The sequence below is a fragment of the Pseudomonas sp. KH_050 genome, from assembly GCF_057838875.1.
Window position 1 is genome coordinate 4,255,159 of the sequence record NZ_CM174478.1, and the last position, 26,083, is coordinate 4,281,241.

At 60.0% G+C, this 26,083-nt stretch carries 25 protein-coding genes and 1 pseudogene; 13 read left to right on the forward strand and 13 right to left on the reverse strand.

Annotated elements, in window-relative coordinates:
* Positions 1-34 precede the first annotated feature (34 nt).
* Entirely contained in the window at positions 35-1,204 is a 1,170-nt protein-coding gene (locus AC3IUA_RS19375; RefSeq protein WP_489356379.1) for a M20 aminoacylase family protein, read from the reverse strand.
* A gap of 114 nt (positions 1,205-1,318) precedes the next feature.
* Between AC3IUA_RS19375 and AC3IUA_RS19380 the strand changes: the two genes are divergently transcribed.
* Positions 1,319-2,308, forward strand: coding sequence for a LysR family transcriptional regulator (locus AC3IUA_RS19380; RefSeq protein ID WP_489356381.1), 990 nt, complete (start codon positions 1,319-1,321; stop codon positions 2,306-2,308).
* Between the two features lie 42 nt (positions 2,309-2,350).
* Here AC3IUA_RS19380 and AC3IUA_RS19385 read toward each other — a convergent pair whose 3' ends face one another.
* Positions 2,351-2,884: a DUF3087 domain-containing protein gene (locus tag AC3IUA_RS19385; RefSeq protein ID WP_489356383.1), complete on the reverse strand. Its 534-nt coding sequence runs from the start codon at positions 2,882-2,884 to the stop codon at positions 2,351-2,353.
* Between the two features lie 461 nt (positions 2,885-3,345).
* Between AC3IUA_RS19385 and ppnN the strand changes: the two genes are divergently transcribed.
* Together ppnN and AC3IUA_RS19395 are read left to right on the forward strand one after the other, a co-directional pair.
* Positions 3,346-4,719 (forward strand): nucleotide 5'-monophosphate nucleosidase PpnN, encoded by a 1,374-nt coding sequence (gene ppnN / locus AC3IUA_RS19390; protein WP_489356384.1) that lies wholly within the window; start codon positions 3,346-3,348, stop codon positions 4,717-4,719.
* Between the two features lie 518 nt (positions 4,720-5,237).
* Entirely contained in the window at positions 5,238-6,284 is a 1,047-nt protein-coding gene (locus AC3IUA_RS19395; RefSeq protein ID WP_489356386.1) for a class I SAM-dependent methyltransferase, read from the forward strand.
* A gap of 105 nt (positions 6,285-6,389) precedes the next feature.
* Here the strand turns inward: AC3IUA_RS19395 and AC3IUA_RS19400 are convergent, their stop codons facing one another.
* From AC3IUA_RS19400 to AC3IUA_RS19430, 7 genes are all read right to left on the reverse strand, one after another.
* A complete protein-coding gene (locus AC3IUA_RS19400; protein WP_489356388.1) occupies positions 6,390-7,301 on the reverse strand; it encodes a SphA family protein in 912 nt (303 codons plus the stop codon).
* Positions 7,302-7,383: 82 nt separating this feature from the next.
* Positions 7,384-8,442, reverse strand: a complete 1,059-nt coding sequence (locus AC3IUA_RS19405; protein WP_489356390.1) for an NADH:ubiquinone reductase (Na(+)-transporting) subunit F — start codon at positions 8,440-8,442, stop codon at positions 7,384-7,386.
* Between the two features lie 10 nt (positions 8,443-8,452).
* Positions 8,453-8,812, reverse strand: coding sequence for a phenol hydroxylase subunit P4 (locus AC3IUA_RS19410; RefSeq protein ID WP_489356392.1), 360 nt, complete (start codon positions 8,810-8,812; stop codon positions 8,453-8,455).
* Positions 8,813-8,896: 84 nt separating this feature from the next.
* A complete protein-coding gene (locus AC3IUA_RS19415; protein WP_489356394.1) occupies positions 8,897-10,453 on the reverse strand; it encodes an aromatic/alkene/methane monooxygenase hydroxylase/oxygenase subunit alpha in 1,557 nt (518 codons plus the stop codon).
* Between the two features lie 43 nt (positions 10,454-10,496).
* Entirely contained in the window at positions 10,497-10,769 is a 273-nt protein-coding gene (locus AC3IUA_RS19420; protein ID WP_489356396.1) for an MmoB/DmpM family protein, read from the reverse strand.
* The gene (locus AC3IUA_RS19425) at positions 10,766-11,761 is read right to left on the reverse strand and encodes an aromatic/alkene monooxygenase hydroxylase subunit beta (protein ID WP_489356398.1); all 996 of its coding nucleotides are present in this window, start codon (positions 11,759-11,761) and stop codon (positions 10,766-10,768) included. Before AC3IUA_RS19425 ends, AC3IUA_RS19420 begins: the two co-directional genes overlap by 4 nt.
* A gap of 49 nt (positions 11,762-11,810) precedes the next feature.
* The gene (locus AC3IUA_RS19430; RefSeq protein WP_489356400.1) at positions 11,811-12,086 is read right to left on the reverse strand and encodes a phenol hydroxylase subunit; all 276 of its coding nucleotides are present in this window, start codon (positions 12,084-12,086) and stop codon (positions 11,811-11,813) included.
* Positions 12,087-12,477: 391 nt separating this feature from the next.
* Here AC3IUA_RS19430 and AC3IUA_RS19435 point away from each other — a divergent pair, with 391 nt between their 5' ends.
* From AC3IUA_RS19435 to AC3IUA_RS19445, 3 genes are all read left to right on the forward strand, one after another.
* Positions 12,478-14,193: a sigma 54-interacting transcriptional regulator gene (locus AC3IUA_RS19435; RefSeq protein ID WP_489356402.1), complete on the forward strand. Its 1,716-nt coding sequence runs from the start codon at positions 12,478-12,480 to the stop codon at positions 14,191-14,193.
* Positions 14,194-14,375: 182 nt separating this feature from the next.
* Positions 14,376-14,816: a CBS domain-containing protein gene (locus AC3IUA_RS19440; protein WP_489356404.1), complete on the forward strand. Its 441-nt coding sequence runs from the start codon at positions 14,376-14,378 to the stop codon at positions 14,814-14,816.
* Between the two features lie 46 nt (positions 14,817-14,862).
* Positions 14,863-15,702, forward strand: coding sequence for an NAD-dependent protein deacetylase (locus AC3IUA_RS19445; RefSeq protein WP_489356406.1), 840 nt, complete (start codon positions 14,863-14,865; stop codon positions 15,700-15,702).
* 6 nt (positions 15,703-15,708) lie between these two features.
* Here the strand turns inward: AC3IUA_RS19445 and AC3IUA_RS19450 are convergent, their stop codons facing one another.
* Entirely contained in the window at positions 15,709-16,611 is a 903-nt protein-coding gene (locus AC3IUA_RS19450) for a LysR family transcriptional regulator (protein ID WP_489356408.1), read from the reverse strand.
* A gap of 143 nt (positions 16,612-16,754) precedes the next feature.
* Here AC3IUA_RS19450 and AC3IUA_RS19455 point away from each other — a divergent pair, with 143 nt between their 5' ends.
* The 3 genes from AC3IUA_RS19455 to AC3IUA_RS19465 are packed head-to-tail and all read left to right on the forward strand — an operon-like array spanning position 16,755 to position 19,367.
* Positions 16,755-17,453, forward strand: coding sequence for a CoA transferase subunit A (locus AC3IUA_RS19455; RefSeq protein WP_489356410.1), 699 nt, complete (start codon positions 16,755-16,757; stop codon positions 17,451-17,453).
* Between the two features lie 55 nt (positions 17,454-17,508).
* The gene (locus AC3IUA_RS19460) at positions 17,509-18,171 is read left to right on the forward strand and encodes a CoA transferase subunit B (protein WP_489356411.1); all 663 of its coding nucleotides are present in this window, start codon (positions 17,509-17,511) and stop codon (positions 18,169-18,171) included.
* Between the two features lie 14 nt (positions 18,172-18,185).
* Positions 18,186-19,367 (forward strand): acetyl-CoA C-acetyltransferase, encoded by a 1,182-nt coding sequence (locus tag AC3IUA_RS19465; protein ID WP_489356413.1) that lies wholly within the window; start codon positions 18,186-18,188, stop codon positions 19,365-19,367.
* A 107-nt stretch (positions 19,368-19,474) separates the two neighbouring features.
* Here AC3IUA_RS19465 and AC3IUA_RS19470 read toward each other — a convergent pair whose 3' ends face one another.
* On the reverse strand, positions 19,475-20,410 hold the full coding sequence (locus tag AC3IUA_RS19470; protein ID WP_489356415.1) for a LysR family transcriptional regulator: 936 nt from the start codon (positions 20,408-20,410) through the stop codon (positions 19,475-19,477).
* 152 nt (positions 20,411-20,562) lie between these two features.
* On the opposite strand from AC3IUA_RS19470, the gene AC3IUA_RS19475 reads away from it, so the two are divergent.
* Positions 20,563-21,459 (forward strand): DMT family transporter, encoded by an 897-nt coding sequence (locus AC3IUA_RS19475; protein WP_489356417.1) that lies wholly within the window; start codon positions 20,563-20,565, stop codon positions 21,457-21,459.
* Here the strand turns inward: AC3IUA_RS19475 and AC3IUA_RS19480 are convergent.
* Positions 21,456-21,653, reverse strand: a pseudogene (locus tag AC3IUA_RS19480) (PaaI family thioesterase); the annotation flags it as partial. The gene AC3IUA_RS19475 and the pseudogene AC3IUA_RS19480 overlap by 4 nt on opposite strands.
* Before the next feature lie 252 nt (positions 21,654-21,905).
* Here AC3IUA_RS19480 and AC3IUA_RS19485 point away from each other — a divergent pair.
* Positions 21,906-22,388 carry a phage infection protein gene (locus tag AC3IUA_RS19485; protein WP_489356419.1) on the forward strand — a complete coding sequence of 161 codons (483 nt, stop codon included), beginning with the start codon at positions 21,906-21,908 and terminating at the stop codon, positions 22,386-22,388.
* Positions 22,389-22,465: 77 nt separating this feature from the next.
* On the opposite strand, the gene AC3IUA_RS19490 is transcribed toward AC3IUA_RS19485, so the two are convergent.
* Positions 22,466-23,560, reverse strand: coding sequence for a DUF1615 domain-containing protein (locus tag AC3IUA_RS19490; protein ID WP_489356421.1), 1,095 nt, complete (start codon positions 23,558-23,560; stop codon positions 22,466-22,468).
* Positions 23,561-24,016: 456 nt separating this feature from the next.
* Between AC3IUA_RS19490 and AC3IUA_RS19495 the strand changes: the two genes are divergently transcribed.
* The gene (locus AC3IUA_RS19495) at positions 24,017-25,537 is read left to right on the forward strand and encodes an FAD-dependent oxidoreductase (protein WP_489356423.1); all 1,521 of its coding nucleotides are present in this window, start codon (positions 24,017-24,019) and stop codon (positions 25,535-25,537) included.
* Between the two features lie 51 nt (positions 25,538-25,588).
* A complete protein-coding gene (locus tag AC3IUA_RS19500; RefSeq protein WP_489356425.1) occupies positions 25,589-26,056 on the forward strand; it encodes a GNAT family N-acetyltransferase in 468 nt (155 codons plus the stop codon).
* The last annotated feature ends 27 nt before the right edge of the window (positions 26,057-26,083 follow it).

Sequence of the window (26,083 nt, forward strand, 5' to 3'; positions counted from 1 at the left end):
GCGGACTGATACCGATGGTTGAAAACAGCGTGCTTCAACTCAGAAAACTTTCCGCCAGTTTGACCCAATAGCTGGCCCCGATCGGCAGGCAGGCATCATTGAAGTCGTACCCGGGGTTGTGCAGCAGACAACTGCCGTCCCCCTGGCCATTGCCGATCACCAGATAGCTGCCGGGGCAGCTTTCCAGAATGAAGGCAAAGTCCTCACTCGCGGTGAACGGCCGCAGATCCTCGATCAGCTGTCCTTCGCCCAACCACTCGCGAGCGACCTCACGGGCGAATGCGGTTTGCTCCGGATGATTGATCAACACCGGATGGCAATGCTGATAATCGACACGGGCCTGCGCACCGAAACCGGCCGCCTGGCCCTGCACCAGTTGGTTGATTCTGAGTTCGAGCAACTGGCGAACCTCCGGGCTCAGCGCTCGCACGCTCAGGGTCATTTCGGCCGTCGAAGGAATGACATTCGAGGCGGTCCCGGCATGAATCGAACCCACCGTGATGATCGCCATCTCCTGAGGGTCGACGTTGCGCGAGACAATGCTTTGCAGGGCCGTCACGATCGAGGCGCAGACCACCACCGGATCGATCGCTTTGTGCGGTACCGCGCCATGGCCGCCGTTGCCGATGATGGTGATCGTCACGGTGTCGGCAGAGGCCATGAACGGACCGCTGTAGAAGCCCAGGTGGCCGGCTGGATGGCCCGGCACATTGTGCATCGCGAACATCGCGTCGCAGGGAAATCGTTCGAGCAGGCCATCCTCCAGCATCTTCCGGGCACCACCCAGGCCTTCCTCGGCCGGCTGGAAAACCAGATGCAGGGTGCCGTTGAAGTCACGGGTTTGCGCCAGGTGTTTGCCCGCCGCCAGCAAGGTGGCGGTATGCCCATCGTGGCCACAGGCATGCATCACCCCGTCGATCCGGCTGGCGTAAGGCAAACCGGTGGTTTCCTGGATCGGCAGCGCATCCATGTCCGCGCGTAATCCCAGGGAGCGTCCCGGGCCATTTTTCAAGGTGGCGACCACACCGGTCTTGCCCACCCCTGTGCTGACCTGAAAACCCCAGGTCGTCAGGCACTGCGCGACCAGCTCACTGGTGGTGAACTCTGCAAAGCCCAACTCGGGATGCGCATGAATCCGTTGGCGCAGCGCGATCATTTCATCCTGTATTGCTGCAATCCCAGGCAGGACATGGCCGGTGTTCATGGTGCCGCTCCTCGATAAGATCATTCAGCCGACCCGCTGCCAAATGGCGAGTAGCGGGTGCTGTTGGATCGATCTTAGGCAGCGGGCGTTGTGCTGGGGAGTCTCAGTTTGGTTATGATGACAACCCATAGTTGTCACCAGGGTTCTCAGATGAAGTTGCATCAACTAGAGGCGCTGATCGCCAGCGCCGAGACCGGCAGCATCCGCGCCGCTGCTCGTTCACTGGGCATTTCTCAGGCGGCCGTGACCAAAGCGCTGCGCGAGATGGAAACCGCTCAACAGTTGCCGCTGTTCATGAGAACCCCCAGCGGCCTGAACTTCACTGAATATGGCAAGGTGTTGCTGACCCACGCCCGACTGGTGCTCAAGCAACTCGAGCATGCGCAGACCGAGCTCGATCACATGCGTGGCAAGGCCCAGGGCCGGCTCTGTGTCGGGATAACGCCCTGGGTCGCGTTGACCTTCTTGCCCGAAGTGGTACTGGCCTTTCGAGAGCGCATGCCGCAAGTCCGCCTTGAGCTGTTCGAGAGCCTGATGGCGGTTGCCCAGCCGCTGCTGCGCGATGGCAGCATGGATTTTGCGATTGGCCAATTGCATCCCTCACAGGCAACCCAGGAGTTTGCCTGCGAAACATTGCTCGATTACCAGACCTCGGTCCTGGTCCGCCAGGGCCATCCACGGCAGGGCTGTCGCTCGATCCATGAGCTGCTCGAGCAGAACTGGACCTTGAACTATGCGCCGGATGGCCACGATGCGCTGATGCAGGAGCTGTTCTGGAAGCATGGCGCGCAAATCAATGAGCAGCGCATCGTTCGGGCCCATTCATTGGCGATCTTGCAGATGATGGTCGAGCGGGCCGACATGTGCACCTGGGGGCCATCGATAGTGAGTATTGCCCCGCCGTTTCTGGGACGGGTGGTGTCCTTGCCACTGGCCGAACAATTCGAGCCCAGACAACTGAGCATCGTCACTCGCCGCAACGGCGCACTGAGTAATCCGGCGATCTGTTTCACCGAATGCCTGTTGCAGGTCATTCGGCGCCACGCCCGTTCCGCCAAAAAGGAAGATCGACAACTCTTTGAAACGCTGCGGCTGCTGGTTTGAGCCCTGCCGGGATCAGTGCCAGCAGACGCTGTATCGCGCTGTCTACCGGGTTGCAGGGATCTTCTTCACCGCCTCAAGCCAGGCCGGATCCAGTCGAGACTGCTCGGTATCGATGGCCAGGGCCTCCATGCGCGCCTGGTGCTGGTCGATCTCTCGCACCATCTGGCTGAGGGAGCTGGAGTTGCCATCCAGTTGGTGCATTTGTGTGATGCCCAGATGATAAAAACGCAGCAGTTTCATGGCCGTCGGATCATCGACCAACACGCCGGCAGTCACGTGATGCATGACGTTGGTGATGCGCATCAGGCTACGCTTGAGCTGCCAACCATAGACCGCCGCCGCCATCCACGGCTGCGACCAGAATCTGCCCCGCATCAGCAACACGCCCAGCAGCAGCGCGGCAATCACGCCCCCCAGGTTCAAACGAAAATTATCGCCGCCGGGTTCGCCGAACAGCATCACCGCCAGGCTCGACAGCAGCATCGCCAGTAGCACAAAGCCCACGGCTATGTACAAACTGCTGCGTCGTGTCTGCCGTCGATAGGCTTCAGGATTCCACTGTTTGATCTCGAACATCACGCCTGCTGGACCCCTTTGTCGAGTTGATATTACGATTGTCGGGCATTATCCCCCGTAGGGGCGCACATAGACACGCTTAATGATTTGGCATAGTTTTCAAAGACCTTGCCCTGGGTGCTGAAGTGCTCAGTCAATGTTTTTTTGCCATGACACAGGCTTGCCAACGCCAAAACCTGGAGCGTTACCGTAGGATGATCTGCGCAGAGCGAAGTAGCAGGCGCCATCAGGATCAGCTATAGAATGAGGGACCATCTGCGAATTGGGGAACGTCCATATGCAATCAGCCGATCGAACCGCCCCCTCCGGATAACAGTGACCACCGGAACTCACCACGTTTTTGGCTTTCCCATCCTGTCGTCGAAAAGAATATCTCGCTACGCGCGACCGCGGTTGCTGCCCACTATCTTCATGTCACTGAGCTGCACTGGCTCAGAGGCATTGTTCACAGGGAATCTAGAATGCCCCAAAGACAAGTAATCAATGCATCGGTAAGCCCTAAAGGCAGCCTGGAAACGCTGTCCCAACGTGAAGTCCAACAACTGAGCGAAGCCGGCTCAGGCAGTATCTACAAGCTGTTTCGCCAGTGCGCCCTGGCCATCCTCAACACTGGCGCGCACATCGACAACGCCAAGACCATTCTCGAGGCCTATGAGGACTTCGAGGTTCGCATCCACCAGCAGGATCGTGGAGTCCGCCTGGAACTGCTCAACGCGCCAGCGGATGCCTTCGTCGATGGCGAGATGATCGCCAGCACTCGGGAAATGCTGTTCAGCGCCCTGCGCGACATCGTCTATACCGAGAACGAACTGGACAGCGCGCGCATCGACCTGAGCAGCTCCCAGGGCATCACCGACTACGTCTTCCATCTGCTGCGCAACGCCCGGACTCTGCGTCCCGGTGTCGAGCCGAAAATGGTCGTGTGCTGGGGCGGCCACTCGATCAACACCGACGAGTACAAGTACACCAAGAAGGTCGGTCACGAACTCGGCCTGCGCCGCCTGGATGTCTGCACCGGTTGCGGGCCTGGCGTGATGAAGGGGCCGATGAAAGGCGCCACCATCGCCCACGCCAAGCAGCGCATGACTGGCAGCCGTTACCTGGGCCTGACTGAACCTGGCATCATCGCCGCCGAGGCGCCGAATCCGATCGTCAACGAACTGGTCATCCTTCCGGATATCGAGAAGCGCCTTGAGGCATTCGTACGAGTGGGTCACGGCATCATCATTTTTCCCGGTGGCGCCGGCACTGCCGAAGAATTTCTCTACCTGCTCGGCATCCTGATGCATCCGGACAACCGCGACCTGCCCTTCCCCGTGATCCTGACCGGACCGAAGAGCGCGGCCCCCTATCTCGAGCAATTGCACGCTTTCGTCGGCGCTACCCTGGGGGAAGAAGCACAGAGTCACTATCAGGTCATCATCGACGATCCCGCTGAAGTAGCCCGGCAAATGACCGAGGGGCTGAAGGCGGTCAAGCAGTTCCGCCGGGAGCGCAACGACGCGTTCCATTTCAACTGGCTGCTGAGGATCGAGGAAGGCTTCCAGCGCCCCTTCGACCCGACCCACGCCAACATGGCAAACCTTGCGCTCAAACGCGACCTGCCGCCTCACGAACTGGCAGCCAATCTGCGACGGGCCTTTTCCGGGATCGTTGCCGGCAATGTGAAAGACAAGGGCATCCGCCTCATCGAGCAGCATGGCCCCTACAAGATCCACGGCGACGCGGTCGTCCTGCAGCCTCTGGAGCACTTGCTGCAAGCCTTCGTGCGACAGCACCGAATGAAGCTGCCAGGCGGCGCGGCGTATGTGCCTTGTTATCGAGTGGTGACCTGAAGAACGGGGGGATAATTGGCTTGGCCCCGTAGCAGCTGCCGAGCCTGCGAGGCTGCGTTCGAGGCGGGGTCGCGCTCGACCGAAGTCCTCGCAAAATCCTGCGCCCCCCGGTTTCCTTAGAGAGACCTCATCGCTCGATTTAGCGCCTGCTTCGCAGTCGAACGCAGCCTCGCAGGCTCGGCAGCTGCTACACGCGCCTGATATCCGGCACGGCGCAGGGAAGCTCCCGCTACTACACTCAATAATTGCCCTACACAGGGAAAGTGCTCAGGAGCTTATGGCCGTTCGTAATGGACCTGTGAGGGTTTGCATTCACAGTGATACCGGACAGGACGACGCTATGGCGTCCCACTTGTCCCGGACCCAGATCGGTTCCGGGAGCTCGCGCAGCAGACGGCCTCACGGCACATTTGCGTCTGCACGGTCGCCCTGATCATCTATCCAGCCACCGCCGGGCAGGTTGTCAGCTGATCAAACAACTCCAGTGGACAGTGGCCCCTCTGCAGGAGGACAGGCAAATGGACGAGGCCAAACTCAATGATTTCATGGGCAAGCTGGTTTCCGACATGGGCGGAGCGGCGATGCTCGCCAGCATGATCCTCGGCGAAGAACTCGGTCTGTACCGGGCCATGGCCGACAGCCAGCCGGTCACCCCCGAAGTGCTCGCCGACAGGACCGGTTGCAACCCGCGGCTGCTCCGTGAGTGGCTCAGCGCTCATGCGGCTTCCGGCTACATGGAGCACAAAGACGGGCAGTTCCGCCTGCCCGAGGAGCAAGCCCAGGCATTGGCGATCGAGGACTCCCCGGTCTATGTAGCGGGTGGTGCCTCGGTAGTCGCGGCGTTGTTCCACGACAAGGACAAACTGGTCAACGCCATGCGCGGCGATGGCGCCCTGTCCTGGGGTGATCACCATCCGTGCATGTTCAACGGCACGGAGCGTTTCTTCCGGCCGGGCTATCGGGCGCACCTGATAGCCGAGTGGCTGCCGGCCCTGGAGGGAGTGGTCGCCAAGCTCCAGGCCGGGGCCAAGGTGGCAGACATCGGCTGCGGGCACGGCGCATCGACCGTGATCATGGCCCAGGCCTTCCCGGCATCACGTTTCGTTGGTGTCGATTTCCACGCACCGTCCATCAAGACCGCGAAGCAACGCGCGCAAGAAGGTGGCGTGACGGATCGTACGAGCTTCATTCAGGGCACCGCCAAGGACTACCCTGACAACGATTACGACCTGATCTGCTACTTCGATTGCCTGCACGACATGGGTGACCCGGTCGGCGCCGCCCGGCATGCGTTTAGAGCGCTCAAGCCGGACGGAACGGTGCTGCTGGTGGAACCTTACGCCAACGATACCCTCGACGAAAACATGACCCCGGTGGGGCGCTTGTTCTACGCCGCGTCGACTTTCATCTGCACGCCGAACTCGCTGTCCCAGGAGGTTGGTCTTGGGTTGGGTGCGCAAGCTGGAGAGGCGCGCTTGCGTGAAGTGTTCACCGAGGCCGGGTTCAAGCAATTCCGCCGGGCCACGCAAACCCCGTTCAACCTGATCCTCGAGGCGCGCAAGTAACCGGTAGTTGCACATCGTTGACATGGCGCTGATGGCGGGCGGCGCCATGCCAGGATATCGAGTGTTCCGGGCGCAACCCTGGATAACGCCCTTACCGGGCCCGGTTCAAAAGGGTATGGTCAATTTCATCCAGTAGGCATCGCCTTCGGCACGATTTCGCACCGCGGTTTCCTGTTCCCATTTCGCCGTCAGGAACCAGCCTTTGTCGCTGGTGTACTTCACCGATGGACCCATGGCAAACGCGCGCCCCTTGTTGTCTTCGATGCGTTCGCCGTGCTGTCGGTCATCGGTGGTCTGGCGATAAGCGTAGCCTCCCACGCCGACCACCCAACCGTTACCCAGGCCCCAACCAAGCGCATAGTCCACGTGCAGTTCCTGGCCGGAACGGTAATCGGTGGCGGGGTTTTCCAGGTTGAAGTCGTACATGATTTTCGCGTCGATATTCAAACCCGCAGGGTCGATGTACGACAATGCGAAGACCGGTTGGATGCCCCAGTAGTTGCGGCCGATGTTGGCCAGGTCATGGCGATCGTAGTCACCGCTGGGGGCCAGAAAATCAAGGGCGACGATGGTGTGCAGTTTTTCGCTCAAGTGATAACCCAGCGCTGGCCCGAAAATGATATCGCCCAAGCCCTGCTTGCTTTGCGACTGGTCATTGACCTCGACCTTGAGGTCGACCAGCGGCACGATGGCATGGAAGGCCAGGCTGGCGCCCAACACCTGCTGTTCGGTCACCCAGATCAACCGGGGGGCGATCGAGTTGGCCCGGACCCGGAAGTCCACCGGCAGTTTTTCCCCGTCATTGCCACGCAGTGAATCCGCTTCGTAGTGGCCGATATAAAATTGCGCATAGAACCCTGGCGGTGGCATCGCTCCAGACAGGTAGTTTTCCGCGCCCATCGGGTAGGTCGAACCGCCGCCTTCGGTGGCCTGGGCGTTGCCCGCAAACCCCGCCAAAAGACTCAGACCGGCACAGCGCAGCAGCCTGCGGGCATTGATCGCTGATTCTTGCTTCATCGTTGATGACCTTTATTGTTTTTATGATCGGACAAGGCGTTGCCGCCCGAGCGGTAAGACGGGCAACGCCAAAGCAGTAAGCTCAAATACGTTTGAAGAGTGCCGAACGGGTGTTCTGTGTAGCGCCATCCGCTGCGCTGTAGAAGCGCTCCATGAAAATGTCGCGTTCGAACAGACGCCCTTGCATCAAGCAACTGATCGCCGCATCGATCATCGGTGGCGGGCCGCACAGGTAGGCTTTGTTGGAACTGAAGCGACCGTCGAAGTGCGCCTTTGCCGCTTCGTGCACGTAGCCGTTGAAACCGCCCCACTCGGCATCGTCGGCCTGGCTGAGCGCCGGGACATAGATGAAGTTCGGGTAGCGTCGCGCCAGTTCCTCGAACAGCTCGCGGTTGTAAAGTTCGGCGAGATTGCGTGCGCCCTGAAACAGCACGATGCGCCGCGTGTCATTGGCTTCGAGCAAGTCGAGAATCATTGACTGCGGACTGGACAGGCCCGAACCACCGGCAATGAAAATCAGATCGCCAGCCTGTGAGGTGCGAACAAAAAACTGCCCATAGGGCCCCGATAACTCGACAGCATCACCGACTTTCAATTGGTTATGGATGTTCCCGGTGGCTTTGCCGCCGTCCACCAGCCGCACATGCAGCTCGACTTCATCGGCACGGCTCGGCGGATTGGCCAGGGAGAATGCCCGCGTGCCTTCGATGCCCGGCAGTTGCAGGTTGATGTATTGCCCGGACTGGAATGCCATCGACCGATCCAGTTTCAGGTGCAGGCCCTTGATGGTCGGCGACAGGTCGACCAGTGCCGTCACCACCCCACGGTAATCCTCGACCGGGTGACCGGCGAAATCCGGATCGACGTCGATGTCGGCCTCGATGACCATGTCGCTTTGCGGTATGGCGCAACAGGCGAGGATCTTGCCCTCGTCACGTTCCATGTCCATCAGGGCGAAGGATGAAGCGGCGCCAAGGTCTGCATCGCCTTCCAGGACCTGGACCTTGCAGGTGGCGCATGTGCCATGGCCACAGGCGAAGGGCAGCCAGACACCCTGGCGCAGGGCAGCCTGCAGAATGGTCTGGCCCTCCTCCACCTCTATCTGCTCGCCCGTGGGTTCGATGGTGACTTGATAACTCATGATCGTTTCCTCAGTTGAACGTGCCGGCGATGCCGTTCAAGCCCGGGGTCGCCAGATGCAACAGGCTCTTATGGCCGATACCGTTTTCAATCAGGCTGGCCGCGCCGTTCGGGATAAAGGCCTGATCGTCCAGGCGCCACAGGGCTTTACCGAAGTCCACCTGAGGCGCATCCGGATGCTGGGAAATCGACGGCTTGACCACCTGTTCGATGAAGTCTGTAAAACTCATCTCAGGTGGTAGCGGGAAGGTGAATGGCGCGCAGAACATCAGGTGTTTTTCCCAGCACAGGTACACCAGTTGCAGGCCGTGGAAATTTTCCTGGCGATCCAGGGCGTGGGCCTCATAGGGGCCGATGGCAGTCACGGGCATGATCTTGTCCTTTCTTGTTATGACGCAGTGTTCTTGTAGGGCTGGCGTACGCCAGGGCGCACGCCAGGATCCGGGCGGCTCGATTCAACCGGTCTTGAGCAGATCGGGGTCGGTCGGGGTGGCCGGCGTGCTGTGTTTGTCGTTCGGATGCCAGTCCTGCCAGCGGCGATGTTCTGCCGAGCCCAGGTATTCGAAGTTGTCTTCGCCGGGATTGATGTTGTAGTAGTCGCGAACCACCGATTCGACGTCGGCACCGCCGCAGTTACCCTGCAGAATCTGATGCACCGGCAGCCAGGCCTGGATGTACTTTTCAGGCTCGTGCTGGAAGATGTCGCAGCAACCATCGGAGCAGAAGTGGTAGCGATCGCCGGCGTGTTCAGCGCTGCGGTGGCTGAGGGTGGTCGGGTCATCCGGTTCGCTGAAGCCCAGCGGGATCTGGCAGATCTGGCACAGCATCGGCAGGGTCGGGTTGTAGAAACGCTCGCCCTTCTCCTGCAAGGCACGCCAGTGTTCAAAGCGTGGGCGATAGATCTCGTCGAAGGTGTCCGGGTATTTTTCCGAAAGCCAGTCCAGCTCTTCGTCGGTGGGCATCCACGTATGGAAGTTGGTCGCCTGGCTGTACTGGTAGAAAATCGACCAGGCCTGATGGGTGATGTGTTCCTTGCCGATGTTCGCCTCTTCGACGTATTTCGGCGGACGGATGCCGTAGCGCTCCAGGTCCTTGAACAGCGCACCGCCGGCCTCTTCGAAATACACGCCCCAGGCTTCGGACCAGGACATGACTTTGTTCGGCAGCATGTAGTCCATCATCATCCCGACCAGGGTCAGCAGCCGGTAGCCGCGCCAGAACCACTTGTCGATCCAGCGCTGGATGATCGGCACGTTGTCTTCGTGCTGCTCGAGGAGGAACTTGATCACCTCAAGGCCGAGGGTCATGTGTCGCGCTTCGTCCGATTGCGCGGAGAAGCCAAAGGTCACCGTGGCCATGTCGCCATTGAACGCTGCGCCGGACATGAACGGCACGAACAACAGGTTGGTCAGCACGTATTCGAACGAGAAGGAAATCGCCGTGAGGAATTCGAACGGACCGGCGGTGCGCGCGTCTTCGAAGAACGATTTCGGCACCGAGAGAAACCACACCCGGTCATGCATGTGAGCGAAATCATGCAGGCCGTTGAAGTGCTTGTTGTAATGACTCATGGCGTGAATCTGGGTCTGCACGTGGCGCAGTTCGTCGATGGCCTGCATCTGACAAGCGACCCGCGCGCCGGCTCCGCTGAACTGTCGGCCGACCCGGGCGAATCCCTGGTAGGCCTGGTACTCCAGCGGCGTGACGCCGGACAGGAACAGCTTCAACGCGTTGACATATCGCGCGTCGGACAAGGTGGTGTGACCGTTGTTCTGCGAGAACGCGTCGAAGATCGCATAGAGCTTCTTCTCTTTCTCGGCCTGGTACTTCCAGTAGGTGTCCATGGTCAGGCGGAAGGGGTCTTCCCACTTGTCCCAATCGGTAATCTTGATCCCCTCGAAACGCTCGTGAGGAAAAATGTCTTCGTGACTCTGGTAGCTCGGCTCCCAGTCCAGGTCACGGGTCATGCAACGGTATTTTTCTTTGGCATTCAGGCGTTTTTTCGCGGCCATGATGAGTCTCCCGGCTCTTGTATTTGTCTAAAGGAAAAGCTGATCAGTTGTTCCAGTGCAGGGAAAAGCTGTCGTCCTCTTCCTCGACGTTGCCGCCCAGGGTGATGACGTACATCAGCATTTCCTGGATGTCCCAGGGATTGCCGGTGATGCCCTCCACCGTTTCACGGCGGATATCCAGGCGCCCTTCGGCTTCGATGCGGATCATCGACGGCTGGTGCCGGACCTCGGCACCCGGGTTGTCCTGAACGATGGCGTCGACGATGTAACGCGAGTAGTCGGTGTCCTGCAGGTTCATATAAACGCGCGATTTCATGGGGCTACTCCGGTCAGGCCGATCTTCTTCAAGCGGGCTGCGAACTCGCTGCAGACCTCATCCAGCGCGGCATCGCCCGGGACCATGGCCGCCAGCGGTCGCAAGGCCTGCACCGCGCGCTGGCTCCAGTAATCGATCCAGCCCTCGACGCGGGCCCTGTTTTCCGGGCTTTCATTGATTACGGTCTTGACCAGGGCATCGACCCAGCGCTGGCTTTCGGCGAACCACAGGCGCATGAACTCGGTGAGCATGCCCACCTGCCCCGCCCCGTTGGCACTCAGTTGCTCGTCGAATTTGTGGAACAACAGCGGATACACCAGGCCATCGCTGATCAGGTTCTGGGCCAGGCTGAGCTCGAACCAGTCGCGCACCACCAAGGTGTCTTCCACGTAACGGCGCAGCCCTTGCCAGGCCGGGTCGTTCAGCCACTGCTGCTTGGCCTTGGCCAGCAGCAGGACGTCGCCATCATCGAGCATCAGGCCGATGCGCGAGAGGTATTGGGCGATGCCCAGACGGTCCATGGCGTGGAACATGTGCATCTGGGTCAGGCTGGTGCCGAAGCCATCGGCGGCGATGTTGCTGTTGTTCATGTTCGCGCCCAGTTCCGCATGGCGCAGCGGCAGCAACAGCGAACTTATTTGTTCGAGGTTCTGGGCGTCGAGGCCGGCGAGCATGTTGCGCTTCTCGCAGAAGGCGTAATCGTGTTCGGCGTTTTCCTGCATTTTTGCCCGGGCCTGGACATAGGCGCCGTAGTAATACTGGCGAGGGTCGGTGACCGCGCCCCAGTCGGCCATGACCACGCTGGTGCGGGTCTGGTCGTTGAGCAATTTGTCCGGCTGCCACAAAGGGCGGTAGTGGAAGTTGGCCGCCGACTCGAGGTCGAAACTGGCCTCTTGATAACGCGTGGCGACTTTGTCACCGAAGCGCCGACGGGTATGACCGAAGGTATTGCGCAAGGTCTCTACCGTCGTCGTCTTGATTTCTACACTCATGGCTTTTGGGTCCTGTCATTGTTGTTGTAGTCAGGCAATACACAGCGGCTCAGTGGCTCGAATCCTGGTTGCCGGGATCGGCGGCAGACTCGCCGTAGCGCCACTTCTGCATGTCCGCATCGATCGCTTCGGACATCTGCGCATCCATGTGCTGCACCCGGTTGGTCACGCAGAACTGCTCGAAGGCCGGACGCGGCATGACCAACTCGACGTACAGGTCCGGCGTGCCGATGGCGAAGTCGAATTCGACGAAGGTGTCCTCCAGCGAACTGCGCACCCGGACGTAACGGGGCAAACGGTCAAAGGGGTTGGATTGGCACTTCATGTTCTGCTCCTCAGTCGGGCTGAACAGTGCAGAGCAATGCCTGTGCCAAGGCTTTGAAAATGAATTTTTTAGCTATTAACTAATTGATTTAAAACAGATAAATAGGGAGGAAGCGGGATAATCGAGTGGCGGAAGAGAGGTAGATTCAGACTTGAATCCCCAAGGGATTTGATCATTTGATCAATTGAATAAAGTCTTTTAAGCAAATGGATCAAAGCCGCTCACAATTGACTTTCTCGGCAAATTCAGGCCGTTTAATAAATAGCTTGATGAGATCGTCTTGAGCCTGAGCAACGATCAAGGCCTGCCCTGCCCAGGTGCTTCCGACACCACAGCGCCAGGCCTCTGCAAGAAAAGTCCCTACTACAAAAAAAAACCGGGGTTAGCGTGCATGAGCATGAAATACAGAGCTTCGGAGCATTCTCCGTTACTCAAGGACTTGGCCGATCGCATTCGCTTTCTCGGCAGCGAAGGCAAGATCTGGCTCGACGAACAGCGCATGTTGCTGATGCAGGTGTCAGCCATGGCGTCCTGCCGTCGCGAGCTGATCGAAATGGTCGGCGAGGAGCGCGCCAAGGGTTTCTTCCTGCGCCTGGGTTATCAGTCAGGACTGAAAGACGCCGAACTTGCGCGCAAACTTCGGCCTAATGGCAGCGAGATCGAGATGTTCCTCACCGGCCCGCAATTGCATTCGCTCAAGGGCATGGTCAACGTTCGGCCGCTGAAGATGGACATCGATCTGGAGACCGGCCACTTCTACGCCGACATCGAATGGCTCGATTCCTTTGAGGTCGAAAACCACCAGAGCGAGCACCTGGAGTCAAAACAACCGGTGTGCTGGATGCTGTTGGGTTATGCGATCAGTTACACCTCGTTTTTCGTCGGCCGGCAGATCATCTACAAGGAAGTCAGTTGCCGCGGCTGTGGCGATGCCCAGTGCCGGATCATCGGCAAGCCGGCCGAAGAATGGGACGATGCAGAAGCGTTCATGCGCTACTTCCAGAGCGATCCGATCATCGAGGAACTGCGCAGCTTGCAGATCCAGGTCGAGAGTCTGGGCGAGCGCCTCGACCTGCGCGCCGGACAGTTCTATGGCATCGGCCAGTCCGCTGTGTATCGCAAGACCTGTGCGCTGATCGACAAGGCCGCTCCCGGCAAGACCTCGATGTTGCTGACCGGCGAGACCGGCGTCGGCAAAGAAATCATCGCCCGCAGCGTGCACCTGCGCAGCGAACGGGCGGACGGACCATTCATTGCGCTGAACTGCGCGGCCATCCCCCCGGACCTGATCGAGTCCGAGTTGTTCGGCGTCGAAAAAGGCGCCTACACCGGCGCCAATCAATCACGTATGGGCCGTTTTGAACGGGCCCATGGCGGGACGCTGTTTCTCGACGAAATCGTCGAACTGACGCCCCGGGCCCAGGCCAGTCTGTTACGCGTTTTACAGGAGGGTGAACTGGAACGCGTGGGTGACAGCCAGGTCCGCCGAGTCGATGTACGCGTCATCGCCGCGACCCATGAGGACCTTGCCCAGGCCGTCAAGTCCGGGCGGTTTCGCGCCGATCTTTACTATCGGCTGAATGTCTATCCGGTGAGAATCCCGGCTTTGCGTGAGCGCCGCGAGGATATTGCGCTGCTCATCGAGCACTTCCTCGACAAACTGCGCGCGAGCTACCCGCAGAAAATCCTCGGACTCTCCGATCGTGCGCTCGAAGCCTGCATGCGTTATGACTGGCCGGGGAATATCCGCGAGCTGGAAAACCTCATCGAGCGCGGCGTGATCATTACCGATAACAACCAGAGCATTTCTGTCGATGCGCTCTTCCCCCACCTTTCGGACGAAGCACAGAGCATCGGGCTGACCAGCGAGGGCAACCTGGTCAGCCAGGAAATAGACGCCGGCAGCGACTGGGCCGAACAATTGATCGATCTCGGCCTGAGCCTGGAAACGGTGGAACAGGCCCTGATACAAGGTGCGTTGAAACGTACCGGGCAAAACGTTTCGCAAGCCGCGCGGTTACTCGGCATGACCCGCCCTGCCCTGGCCTATCGGCTGAAGAAAGACCCGGATGAAAGCGAACTGGAATCCGGCCCGGTGACAAAGTGACCGGGAGATTGGGACGCCCGTCCAGACCGCGCTTTGCGTTCGGCGAAATAACCGCTCGATGACGTTTTTCTAGCCTGTGTGTGCCGCTTTGGTCCTTGCCCTGCCGGCTCATCTCTAGGATTCTGTACAGACCCATCAGGGCGGTTCGTGGCCGCCCCAAGTACCGCACTGGAGAGGCCCGCATGAAGACCGTAGCCGAATTGCTGAAGTTGAAGGTCAAGCACAACCAGCAAGTCCATACCATCCCCAAGGATCACACGGTGCTGGAAGCGCTGATGGTCATGGCCGAGAAAAACGTCGGTGCTTTACCGGTGGTGGAACATGGCCTGGTGGTCGGCATGATCAGCGAGCGCGACTATGCCCGCAAACTGGTCCTGCATGGACTGTCTTCGGTCCGCACGCCGGTCAGCGCCATCATGAGCGCACCCGTCATAACGGTGGACTCCCACCAGACCGTCGAGAGCTGCATGGGCATCATGACCGACAGCCACCTGCGCCACTTGCCGGTGGTGGAGAACGGCCAACTGCTGGGCTTGCTGTCCATCGGCGACCTGGTCAAGGAAGCCATCGCCGAACAGGCCGACCTGATCCGGCAGCTGGAGCAGTACATTCGCGGGGAATAGGCTGAGCCAAAGTGCTTCAACTCCGGTATTGGCAGCGGAGCTCGATATGAGCGATGGACTTGACTGCGAGCCCCTCGAAAAACTGTGCCGCTGGATGGCCGGGCAACCCTTCGTGATCCTCACCGGCGCGGGCATCAGCACGCCTTCCGGAATTCCCGACTACCGCGACACCGAGGGCGTTCGTCGCGGGAAGGCACCGATGATGTATCAGGAATTCCTCAGCGCACCCTCGGCGCGTCGGCGTTATTGGGCGCGGGCGATGCTCGGCTGGCCGCGGATCCGCCAGGCTCGGCCGAATGCCGCCCATCAGGCGCTGGCCGGCTTGCAGTCCCGGCAACGGATCGCCGGGCTGATCACGCAAAACGTCGACACTTTGCATGACCAGGCCGGCAGCCAGGATGTGATCGAACTGCATGGCAGCCTGCACAGGGTGCTGTGCCTGGATTGCGCGCAACGTACTGAGCGCCATGCCATCCAGATGCTCATGGAAGCACAGAATCCTTATCTGGCCGGAGTCGACGCCGTTCAGGCGCCTGATGGCGACACCTTGCTCGACCCGGCTTTCGAAGCCCGCTTCCAGGTCCCCCGCTGCCCCCACTGCGACGGCGAACGGCTGAAGCCGGACGTGGTGTTCTTTGGCGAAAACGTCGCCCAGGCGACTGCCGCCAAGGCCATACGCTGTGTCGAACAGGCTGCCGGGTTATTGGTGATCGGGTCATCACTGATGGCCTATTCGGCGTTTCGCCTGTGCCGGGCGATCGCCGAGCAACACAAGCCACTGATCGCCATCAACCTGGGCAAGACCCGCGCCGACGATCTGCTGGACCTGAAAATCGAAGCATCCTGCGAGCAACTGCTGCCGCTGATCGCCGAACGCCTGGGGTGATCCGCCTCAGACCAGACCGCAATAGCGTTCCCCCAGCCGTTCATCCTGCAAGATATCAAACAGCGCCTGGGCCGCGGCCGACAACTCGTGGCCCGACTCGGTCAGCACGCCGATGGCTCTCGTCAGCGGGTCGCGCAGGGTGATGCAGCGCGCGCCCAGCTCGTGCATCTGCCCGGCACACAAGGCCGGCACCACGCTCACACCCAATCCGCTGGCAACCATCCGCCCGACCGTTGCCAACTGGTGACTCTCCAGCTCCACCGGCAGTTTCATATTGCGCGCCTGCAGATGCTCCTCGAGCATGACGCGTACGGTCGAGGGCCTTTGCAAGGTAATGAACGGCAGCTTCAACAAGGATTGCCAGTCGGTTTCACCCCGGTCGGCCAAAGGCGAATCACTCGGTACCACGGCGACGAAGCGGTCGATGTACAAGGGCGTGAACTGCAGCGAAGAACTTTGCTGCGGCTCGAAGGCCACGCCCAATTCCACCTGGCGGTCGCGGACCATTTCCAGCACCTGCTCGTTGATCACGTCGTTGACCGTAACGTTGACGTGGGGGTAGCGCGAGCGAAAGGTCTTCAGAATCGATGGCAACAGATTGCCGGCAAAGGAAGGCATCGCTGCGAGGGTCACGCGGCCGCGATGCAGGGTGAAGCGTTGACGCAGTTCGTCCTCGGCATTGTCCCAGTCGGCAATCAGCCGCCGCGCCAGCGGCAGCAGCGCGTCACCTTCCGGGGTCAAGGCGACATTGCGCGTGGTGCGGCTGAACAGTCGCCCCCCCAGACCTTCTTCCAGCGCCTTGATTGTCAGGCTCAGGGCCGACTGGGACAGGTGCAGGCGCTCGCAGGCCACGGCAAAGCTGAGGCTGTGGGCCACTGCAAGAAATGCACGGATCTGTTTGACAGTCATCAGTGAGGCCTTTGCGTGTCGATTATCCTGTTTTATCTATTAATCATACTTAAAAATCAACTTAACAAATGAATTATCCCACGCAACACTCTTGTCCATACGGCTAGCCAGCCGCCCCCAAAGAATAAAAGAGGATGGTGCATATGGCAGGTTTCGATAAGCGCGTGGCTTCCTATGAGGAAGCATTGGCTGGTCTGGAAGACGGCATGACCGTTATTTCCGGTGGCTTCGGTCTGTGTGGCATCCCGGAAAACCTGATCGCCGAGATCAAGCGCAAAGGCACTCGCGATCTCACCGTGGTTTCCAACAACTGTGGCGTCGACGGTTTCGGCCTCGGCGTGCTGCTCGAAGACCGGCAGATCAGCAAAGTGGTCGCCTCCTATGTCGGTGAAAACGCCCTGTTCGAGAAGCAACTGCTCAGCGGTGAAATCGAAGTCGTATTGACCCCGCAAGGTACCCTGGCGGAAAAAATGCGCGCTGGCGGCGCTGGCATCCCGGCATTCTTTACTGCCACCGGCTACGGCACCCCGGTTGCCGACGGCAAGGAAACCCGCGAATTCAAAGGTCGCCCGTACCTGATGGAAGAGTCGATTACCGGCGACTTCGCCATCGTCAAAGGCTGGAAGGCCGACCACTTCGGTAACGTGGTCTATCGCCATACTGCACAGAATTTCAATCCGCTGGCTGCCACCGCCGGCAAGATCACCGTGGTCGAAGTCGAAGAAATCGTCGAACCGGGCGAGCTGGACCCAACGCAGATCCACACTCCAGGCATCTACGTGGACCGGATCATTTGCGGCACCTTCGAGAAGCGCATCGAACAGCGCACCGTGCGCTCCTGATCCCCTTCCCTTCCAGCCCGAAGCTCTTGATAACAGAGCGTGGAGAAAAAAAACAATGGCTCTTACCCGCGAACAAATGGCTCAGCGCGTCGCCCGCGAAATGCAGGACGGCTTCTACGTGAACCTCGGCATCGGCATTCCGACCCTGGTCGCCAACTACATTCCCGAAGGCATGGAAGTCATGCTGCAATCGGAGAACGGCTTGCTCGGCATGGGCTCCTTCCCGCGCGAAAATGAAGTCGACGCCGACATGATCAACGCCGGCAAGCAGACCGTCACCGCGCGCATCGGGGCATCGATTTTCTCCTCCGCCGAGTCCTTCGCGATGATTCGCGGCGGCCATATCGACCTCACCGTGCTTGGCGCGTTTGAAGTCGATGTGCAAGGCAACATCGCCTCCTGGATGATCCCCGGCAAGCTGGTCAAGGGCATGGGCGGCGCGATGGACCTGGTGGCCGGTGCCGAGAACATCATCGTCACCATGACCCACGCCTCCAAGGACGGTGAGTCGAAACTGCTGTCGCGCTGCAGCCTGCCGCTGACTGGCGCCAACTGCATCAAACGCGTGCTGACCGACCTGGCGTATCTGGAAATCCGTGATGGCGCGTTCATCCTCAAGGAACGCGCGCCCGGCGTCAGCGTCGAGGAAATCGTCAGCAAGACCGCTGGTAAGCTGATCGTGCCTGAGCACGTTCCAGAAATGCAGTTCAGCGCTTGATGAGGAGTGATTCGATGCAAGAAGTCGTGATTGTCGCCGCCACCCGGACCGCCATCGGCAGCTTCCAGGGTTCGCTGGCCAGCATCCCGGCGCCGGAACTCGGCGCTGCGGTGATCCGCCGTCTACTGGAGCAGACCGGCTTGAACCCCACCGAAGTGGATGAAGTCATCCTCGGCCAGGTACTCACCGCCGGCAGCGGCCAGAATCCGGCACGCCAGGCCTCGATCCTCGCCGGCCTGCCCCACGCGGTACCGGCGCTGACCCTGAACAAAGTCTGCGGCTCGGGCCTCAAGGCCCTGCACCTGGGCGCCCAGGCGATTCGTTGCGGCGATGCGCAAGTGATCATCGCCGGCGGCATGGAAAACATGAGCCTGGCGCCGTACGTCTTGCCGGCTGCCCGCACCGGCCTGCGCATGGGCCACGCCAAAATGATCGACAGCATGATCACTGATGGCCTGTGGGACGCGTTCAACGACTTCCACATGGGCATCACCGCCGAGAACCTTGTCGACAAGTACAAGCTTACCCGCGAGGAACAGGATGCCTTCGCCGCCGCCTCGCAGCAAAAGGCTACGGCAGCCATCGAGGCCGGTCGCTTCGCTGACGAAATCACCCCGATCCTGATCCCGCAGCGCAAAGGCGATCCACTGTCCTTCGCGGTCGACGAACAACCCCGCGCCGAGACCAGTGCAGCCTCACTGGCCAAGCTCAAACCGGCCTTCAAGAAAGACGGCAGCGTCACCGCCGGCAACGCCTCCAGCCTCAACGACGGTGCCGCTGCCGTACTGCTGATGAACGCCGACAAAGCCAAGGAACTCGGCCTGCCGGTACTGGCGCGCATCGCCAGTTACGCCAACGCTGGCGTCGACCCGGCGATCATGGGCATCGGCCCGGTATCGGCGACCCGTCTGTGCCTGAAAAAGGCCGGCTGGAACTTCGGCGAGCTGGACTTGATCGAAGCCAACGAAGCCTTCGCCGCCCAGTCACTGGCCGTCGGCAAAGAGCTGGAATGGGACGCGAGCAAGGTCAACGTCAACGGCGGCGCGATTGCTTTGGGTCACCCGATCGGCGCATCGGGATGCCGGGTGCTGGTGTCCCTGCTCCACGAAATGATCAAGCGTGACGCCAAGAAAGGCCTCGCCACGTTGTGCATCGGTGGCGGCCAGGGCGTAGCGCTGGCGATCGAACGGACGTAAGTCCGCAAGCGTTCAACAGGTAAAGCCAGGATCCACGAAAATCCAGTTTTACCTGGCAAGAAACCAGGCGCGATTCCGGTCGCACCTGGCCTTGATTCCCTTCGAGCCTATTGGCTCAATGACAGCCCTCCGGGATCCCGGCCCACAGGGTTTTGCTCAGCCTTTTCCCGATCGCCTTCGAGTTCAAATTCCGCCTGCAGCATCGCAACGAACGCATCGCGAGCAGGATGGTGCGTGGAATGCTCGTGCCAATAAAACAGGTTATCGATGGCTGTGAGCTCTGGAAATTCATAACCGGCCCAGCCGGAACTCGGTCCGTATTGCTCAAAGATTCCCCGGGGAACCAAGGCAACACCCGCGCCCGCACTGACGCATCCGGCGATAGCCCCATAGCTGGCGATGCTGACGATGGGCTGATGATGACCCTGCCGGGCCAACCAGCGCTCCAGCGCCGCTCGATAGGGACATCCTGCTGGCCACATGAAGATGGCCTTGCCTTGCAAATCCGCCGCATCGCGCAACGGTCCCAGGGAAGGCGAAGCAATCAGCACCAGATCTTCTCGATAGATGAAGGTTCGCTTGAGCAGCGGGCGTTCGACATCGACCGCAACGATCACCCCATCGAGCGTGTGGTTCAAGGTGTCGTCCAGCAACTGTGACCAGGTGCCGGTGCTCAGCTCCAGTGAAACAGTCGGGAAACGTTCATGGAATTTCGCCAATAGCCGAGGCAATCGGCCTGTGGCAGAAGACTCGATCGCGCCGATTCTCAACGGGCCAGTCGGTGCTGCCGTGGGATCCACTGCGCGTTTGGCCTCGTCGGCCAGGGCCAGAATTTTAGCGGCATAGGTCAGGAACACTTCGCCTGCCGGGCTAATGCGCAGCCCCCTGCCTTGGCGATAGAACAACGCGACGCCCAGTTCGGCTTCCAGTGATTTGATGCGCGCGGTGATGTTCGACGGCACGCAGTGCAACACCTCGGCCGCGCGAGCGATGCTCCCGGTATCCGCGACTGTTTTGAACATCCGAATCTGTGCCAGCTCCATAAGTCACCCAAAGTGAATGGTTAGCTCAGTATAAGTCGGTTGTAGTGAACGAACAGACTTCTGATACTCAGCCCGCGAGGTCAGAAAGCGCGCACTGAAGCGATAGCTGCTTTGACCTTTTCGCTTAATGGTTGAGTCGCTGGAGCAGCAAAATGTCAGGTGGGCCGTCTGTGAAAGTCGTGATTGCGGCGATGTTCGTCATCCTCTGCTGGGCCTATTCGCCGATCGGGATCCGTATCGGCTTACAGGCCTACGAACCCGGTCACTTGGCCTTGCTGCGGTTTCTGATCGCCTCGGCCTTCATGGCGATCGTCGCCCTGTTCATGGGTATTTCGTTGCCCAGGCTCAGGGACCTTCCGCTGCTGGTGATCCTTGGCTTCTTTGCTGTCAGCCTGCATCACCTTGCCTTGAACTTCGGCCAGCGCGGGGTCAGCGCCGGGGCGGCCAGTGTACTGGCGCAGTCCACGCCTTTATTCAGTACGCTTCTGGCTCATTTCATTTTCAAGGACCGGGTCAGTTCCTGGCGATGGGCTTGTGTACTGCTCGGCATGCTGGGCGCAATCGTCGTGGTCACCGGTGACCGTGGCTTTGGCAGCGTTGATGCCCATGGTTTGTTGATCCTGCTCGCGGCGTTGTCCTGGAGCATTTACTTCTCCCTGCAAAAGCGCTACTCCCACCGCTACAACGGTTTGACGCTGGTCTGCTACACGGTCTGGTCGGGAACCTCGCTGCTGCTGATTTATTTGCCGGGGCTGGCCAGCGAGATCGCACGAGCACCGATGAACGTCGATCTTGCAGTGGTGATCCTGGGCATCTTTCCGAGCGCACTGGCCTATCTCGCATGGGCCTATGTCCTGACACATCTCGACCTGACTCGCGCCGCGATGACGCTTTACCTGATACCGCCCACTGCGATGCTGATGGCCTCCTTTGTTCTCGGAGAGCGACCTTCTCTGGTGGTGGTAGTGGGCGCAACCATCATTCTGCTCAGCGTCCTGGCGTTGAACCTGGAGCGCGAACGGCTCGCCGTTTCTGTTGGTAGAACCTAGTCAGGGTTGGGCTCCTGCGGCACCGCAAACACCCCATTGGCCCGCGCCACTACGCGCTCTCCCACTTGCAGACTGACAGTAGCAAAGGCCATCTGGCGGCCGCGCCTGGAAGGTTCGAGACGCACTTCCAGCCACTCGCCAACATGCGCCGCGCCGAGGTAATCCAGGGTCATGCTGGCGGTAATCAGCGGCAGTCCAACTGGCATTAAAATCGGCGGAACGGTACAGCGGTCTGGAGCTGCTCACTGGATAACCCCCTGCAGATGCGCTTTACCGATGTACATGCGACGGCGCGACTGAACACTTCACGGTTTAACAGGTCCTTCCCCCCTGCCCACTCCCATCACTCCCATCGATGTTCACCATCGACCCAATGAAGTTCTCATAAAAATCCTGTCGCGTAACATCAGCTCCATACCCACTTATGCACCCCGGAGCACACCACCATGAAACGCCAAATCTTCCTCAGCATCGCTTTCTCGGTACTTGCAGCCAACGCTTTTGCCGCTTCCTCCGTTCAGCCAGTCATCGCTGAAGGCGGCTCTGACCGCTTGATCGAAAGCCGCGTTGCCGAAGGTGGTTCCGATCGCCTGATCGAAAACCGCGTTGCTGAAGGTGGTTCCGATCGCCTGATCGAAAACCGCGTTGCTGAAGGTGGCTCCGATCGCCTGATCGAAAACCGCGTTGCCGAAGGTGGTTCCGATCGCCTGATCGAAAACCGCGTTGCCGAAGGTGGTTCCGATCGCCTGATCGAAAACCGCGTTGCTGAAGGTGGTTCCGATCGCCTGATCGAAAACCGCGTCGCTGAAGGTGGCTCCGATCGCCTGATCGAAAACCGCGTTGCCGAAGGTGGTTCCGATCGCCTGATCGAAAACCGCGTTGCTGAAGGTGGTTCGGATCGTCTGACTCAGAATCAGAACCATGCATGAATAGCCTTACTGCGGTACTCAACCCAAAAGCCCGGCTTGATCAGCCGGGCTTTTTTATGGGTGATCAGTTCGCCCGATCAACGACCCGAAGCTCTTTTCATGCAGCGCTGATGGCGTTCGTCGACCCGTTTGGCGAACCAGGCGGTGGTGAGTTTGCGGGTGATTTTCGGGCTTTTCAGCACGATACCCGGCAGCACCGCACGCGGCAGTGGTTTGCCTTCGGCCTGCTCGGCCAGGGCGAAGACTCGCCGGTAGAGGGTGCTGTCTTCGAATTCCAGGCTGTCACCCTGCTCCAGCTGGCGTCTGATCGTCGGGTTGCGCAGGCCGAGCTGCTTGCCCAGGGTGCGCACCGCCAGTTCCGTGGTCCCGGGCATGATTGAGCCGTGGAGAATCAGGTCGCCATCGAGGGCCAGGGGAATGCCCGAAGCGCTGCTGACGGCGTTCTGGAAAGCGGCGTTGCGGCTGGCGTACCACCCGGCATTGAAATCGGCGAAGCGGTACAGCGGTTTGGAGTAACTCACCGGATAACCCAGCAGATGCGCGATACCGAAGTACAAGCCACCGCGCCGGCTGAACACTTCCCGGCGAATCGAGCCTTCCATGGGATAGGGATAGCCCTGCGCCTGGCTTTCGGCAAAGTCGATGCTGACTTGCATCGGCCCGCCGGTATGCACCGGATTGAAACTCCCGAAAAGGGTGCGGCCCATTGGCACGATGCCAATGAAGTCATCGAAAATGCCGCTGAGTTCCTTTTCGGTGCGGGCGGCATTCAGGCGTTCGCTGTAGCTTTTACCGTTCGACGAGCGAGCCATCAGGGCACCGTTCACCAAAAGACCGGGGACATGCACCGCTGCCGCGCGGCGATCGATCTCCTCACGGGCGATTTTCCCCAGCCCCGGCACTGCGGGATCGACCTGGAAAGTCGACTCCTGCTCGGTCACTGCCAGCACCGAACAGAGGTTTTCCGTGGTCGGCGCAAGGCCTTGCGCAGCGAAAGCTGCATAGATGTCGGTGGCCCAGCCCTCACGGTCAACGGTCTTGGGTGGCAATAGCCGAACAATCTTCGCCTTCACCTCGGCCGGCCGTGCCGGCGCCTCCTGGGTGCGCTGGCTGCCGCAGCCGGCCAGCACCAGCAAGGTGGTGATACCCATGATTAATCGATGTGCTCGCATGTTTCCCCGAATAAAGCTGTTAGGCCAATGGAGCGACTATGAACAAAGCCGCCGCGGATATCGACCCTTGAGTCGGACGGCTGTTCAATGTCAGGTGTCTGCTCATGCCCTTGGCAGTGGAAAAGAAGATGCCGTTGTACTTCAATTGAATTTCTGAGACGCGCGGCTATTACAGACCAGGCGCAAGACCTTGTGGCGAGGGAGCTTGCTCCCGTTGGGTCGCGAAGCGGCCCTAAAATTTGCAACTGCAGTTTTTCAGGAAGAATGCATCCACTGAATTTACGACTGCTACGCAGCCAAGCGGGGGCAAGCCCCCTCGCCACAGCAAGCTCCCTCGCCACAGGTCTGCATTCGACTCGCCTTCTCTTAACCATCCTTCACATGCTGAGCTGCCAGACGGACAACATAGGCGCACAATCCACCCCATGGAATTGATCTCTACCCGAGGGCAACGACATGAATCGCTGTGACGTTCTGATCATCGGCGCCGGGCCGACCGGTCTGGTTCTGGCACTCTGGCTCAGCAAGCTGGGAATCAAGGTGCGAATCCTCGACAAGACCTCGGCGCCCGGTACCACATCGCGAGCCCTGGCGGTCCAGGCGCGAACCCTCGAACTCTACCGCCAGCTCGACCTCACAGATGCCGTCCAGCAGGCTGGCCACAAAGTGCGGGCGGCCAATTTCTGGGTCAAGGGCAAACAGACTGCGCGCCTGCCCCTCGAAACCATCGGCAAGGGCCTGACGCCTTATGCGTTTCTCGAAATCTATCCTCAGGATCAACACGAACAGCTGCTGATCGAACGCCTGGAAAGGTTCGGCGTTGCGGTCGAGCGCGAAACCGGGCTCCAGGGTTTCACCGAAGCCGACGGCTGCGTCATGGCGCATTTACTCGACGCCCAGGGTCAGGAAGAGACCTGCGAGGCGCGTTACCTAGCGGGTTGTGACGGCGCCCGTTCGACCGTGCGCAAGACCCTCGAAACAGGTTTCCCCGGCGGCACCTATCAGCAGGTTTTCTACGTGGCCGACGTGGACGCACAAGGTCCGGCAATCAATGGCGAGCTGCATGTGGATCTCGACGAAGCGGACTTCCTGGCCGTTTTCCCCCTGGCCGGCACTGGACGTGCGCGGTTGATCGGCACAGTCCGCGACGAGCGCGCCGAACACGCCGAGACGCTCAAATTCGAGGACGTCAGTCGCCGGGCGATCGAGCATCTGCAGGTCCAGGTGTTGAAGGTGAACTGGTTCTCGACCTATCGCGTGCATCATCGGGTGGCCGAGCAGTTTCGCACTGGCCGAGCGTTCCTGCTCGGCGATGCCGCGCATGTCCACAGCCCGGCTGGCGGCCAGGGCATGAACACCGGGATTGGCGACGCGATCAATCTGGCCTGGAAACTCGCCGCGGTGCTGACCGGCAAAGCTTCGGACAGCCTGCTCGATACCTACGAAACCGAGCGCATCGGCTTTGCCCGGCGGCTGGTGGCAACCACCGACCGGGTGTTCAGCTTCGTCACCGCCGATGGGCCGATTGCCGGCCTGGTGCGGACCCGCCTCGCGCCGCTGCTGATCCCCAAAGTCACTTCGCTGGAAGCGGTCCGCGAGTATCTGTTCCGGACGATTTCGCAGATCACCCTGAACTATCGAGAGATGCCCCTGAGCAGCGGCAGCGCTGGCGAGGTGCATGGCGGTGATCGGTTACCCTGGGCGCAGGATAGCGACCCCGATAACTTCCACTCGCTGACGAGCCTGTCCTGGCAGGTCCATGTGTATGGACTTGCCAGTGATCCACTGGTTGCCTGGTGCCTGGATCACGGTGTAGCGCTGCACATTTTTCAATGGAAAGCGGCCCATGAAGCGGCCGGTCTTGCGCGCAATGCCATCTATCTGTTGCGGCCCGACACCTACGTCGCACTCGCGGAACTGTCCAGCGATCCAAAGATTCTCGATCGTTACTTCAGCGAACGCGGGATTGCGCCATGAGCGCTTGCCGATAGCCGAGCCCGCTCGGCATTTACAATTCAAGGAGGATGAATGATGAGGGAATATGAAGTTCGTTTGGCCCGTGAGAGCGATGCAGCACCCATTAGCGCCGTCATTCTGGCGGCGCTGCGAACAACCAATGCCCAGGACTACCCGCCGAGTGTCATCGAGCGAGTGGAACTGAGCTTCAGCCCAGGCGCCGTGTTGGGGTTATTGGCACAGCGCAAGGTCTTTGTCGCCCTGGCCGCCGATCACATCGTCGGCACCGCCAGCCTCGATGGCAATGTCGTTCGCACGGTGTTCGTAGCCCCTGCGGCGCAAGGGCGAGGCGTCGGCAGGCAGCTTATGAACGAGCTCCTGCGATGTGCCAGCGAGAATGGCGCGGCCTCACTGAGCGTACCGTCCACCGTCACCGCAGAACGCTTCTATTCGAAACTCGGTTTCAGGGCAGTACGCGACAGTTTCCATGGTGATGAACGCACCATCATCATGGAGCGGCACCTGGGGACGGTCGACTGATCAAACCGTCCCTCAAATCCCGCTCCG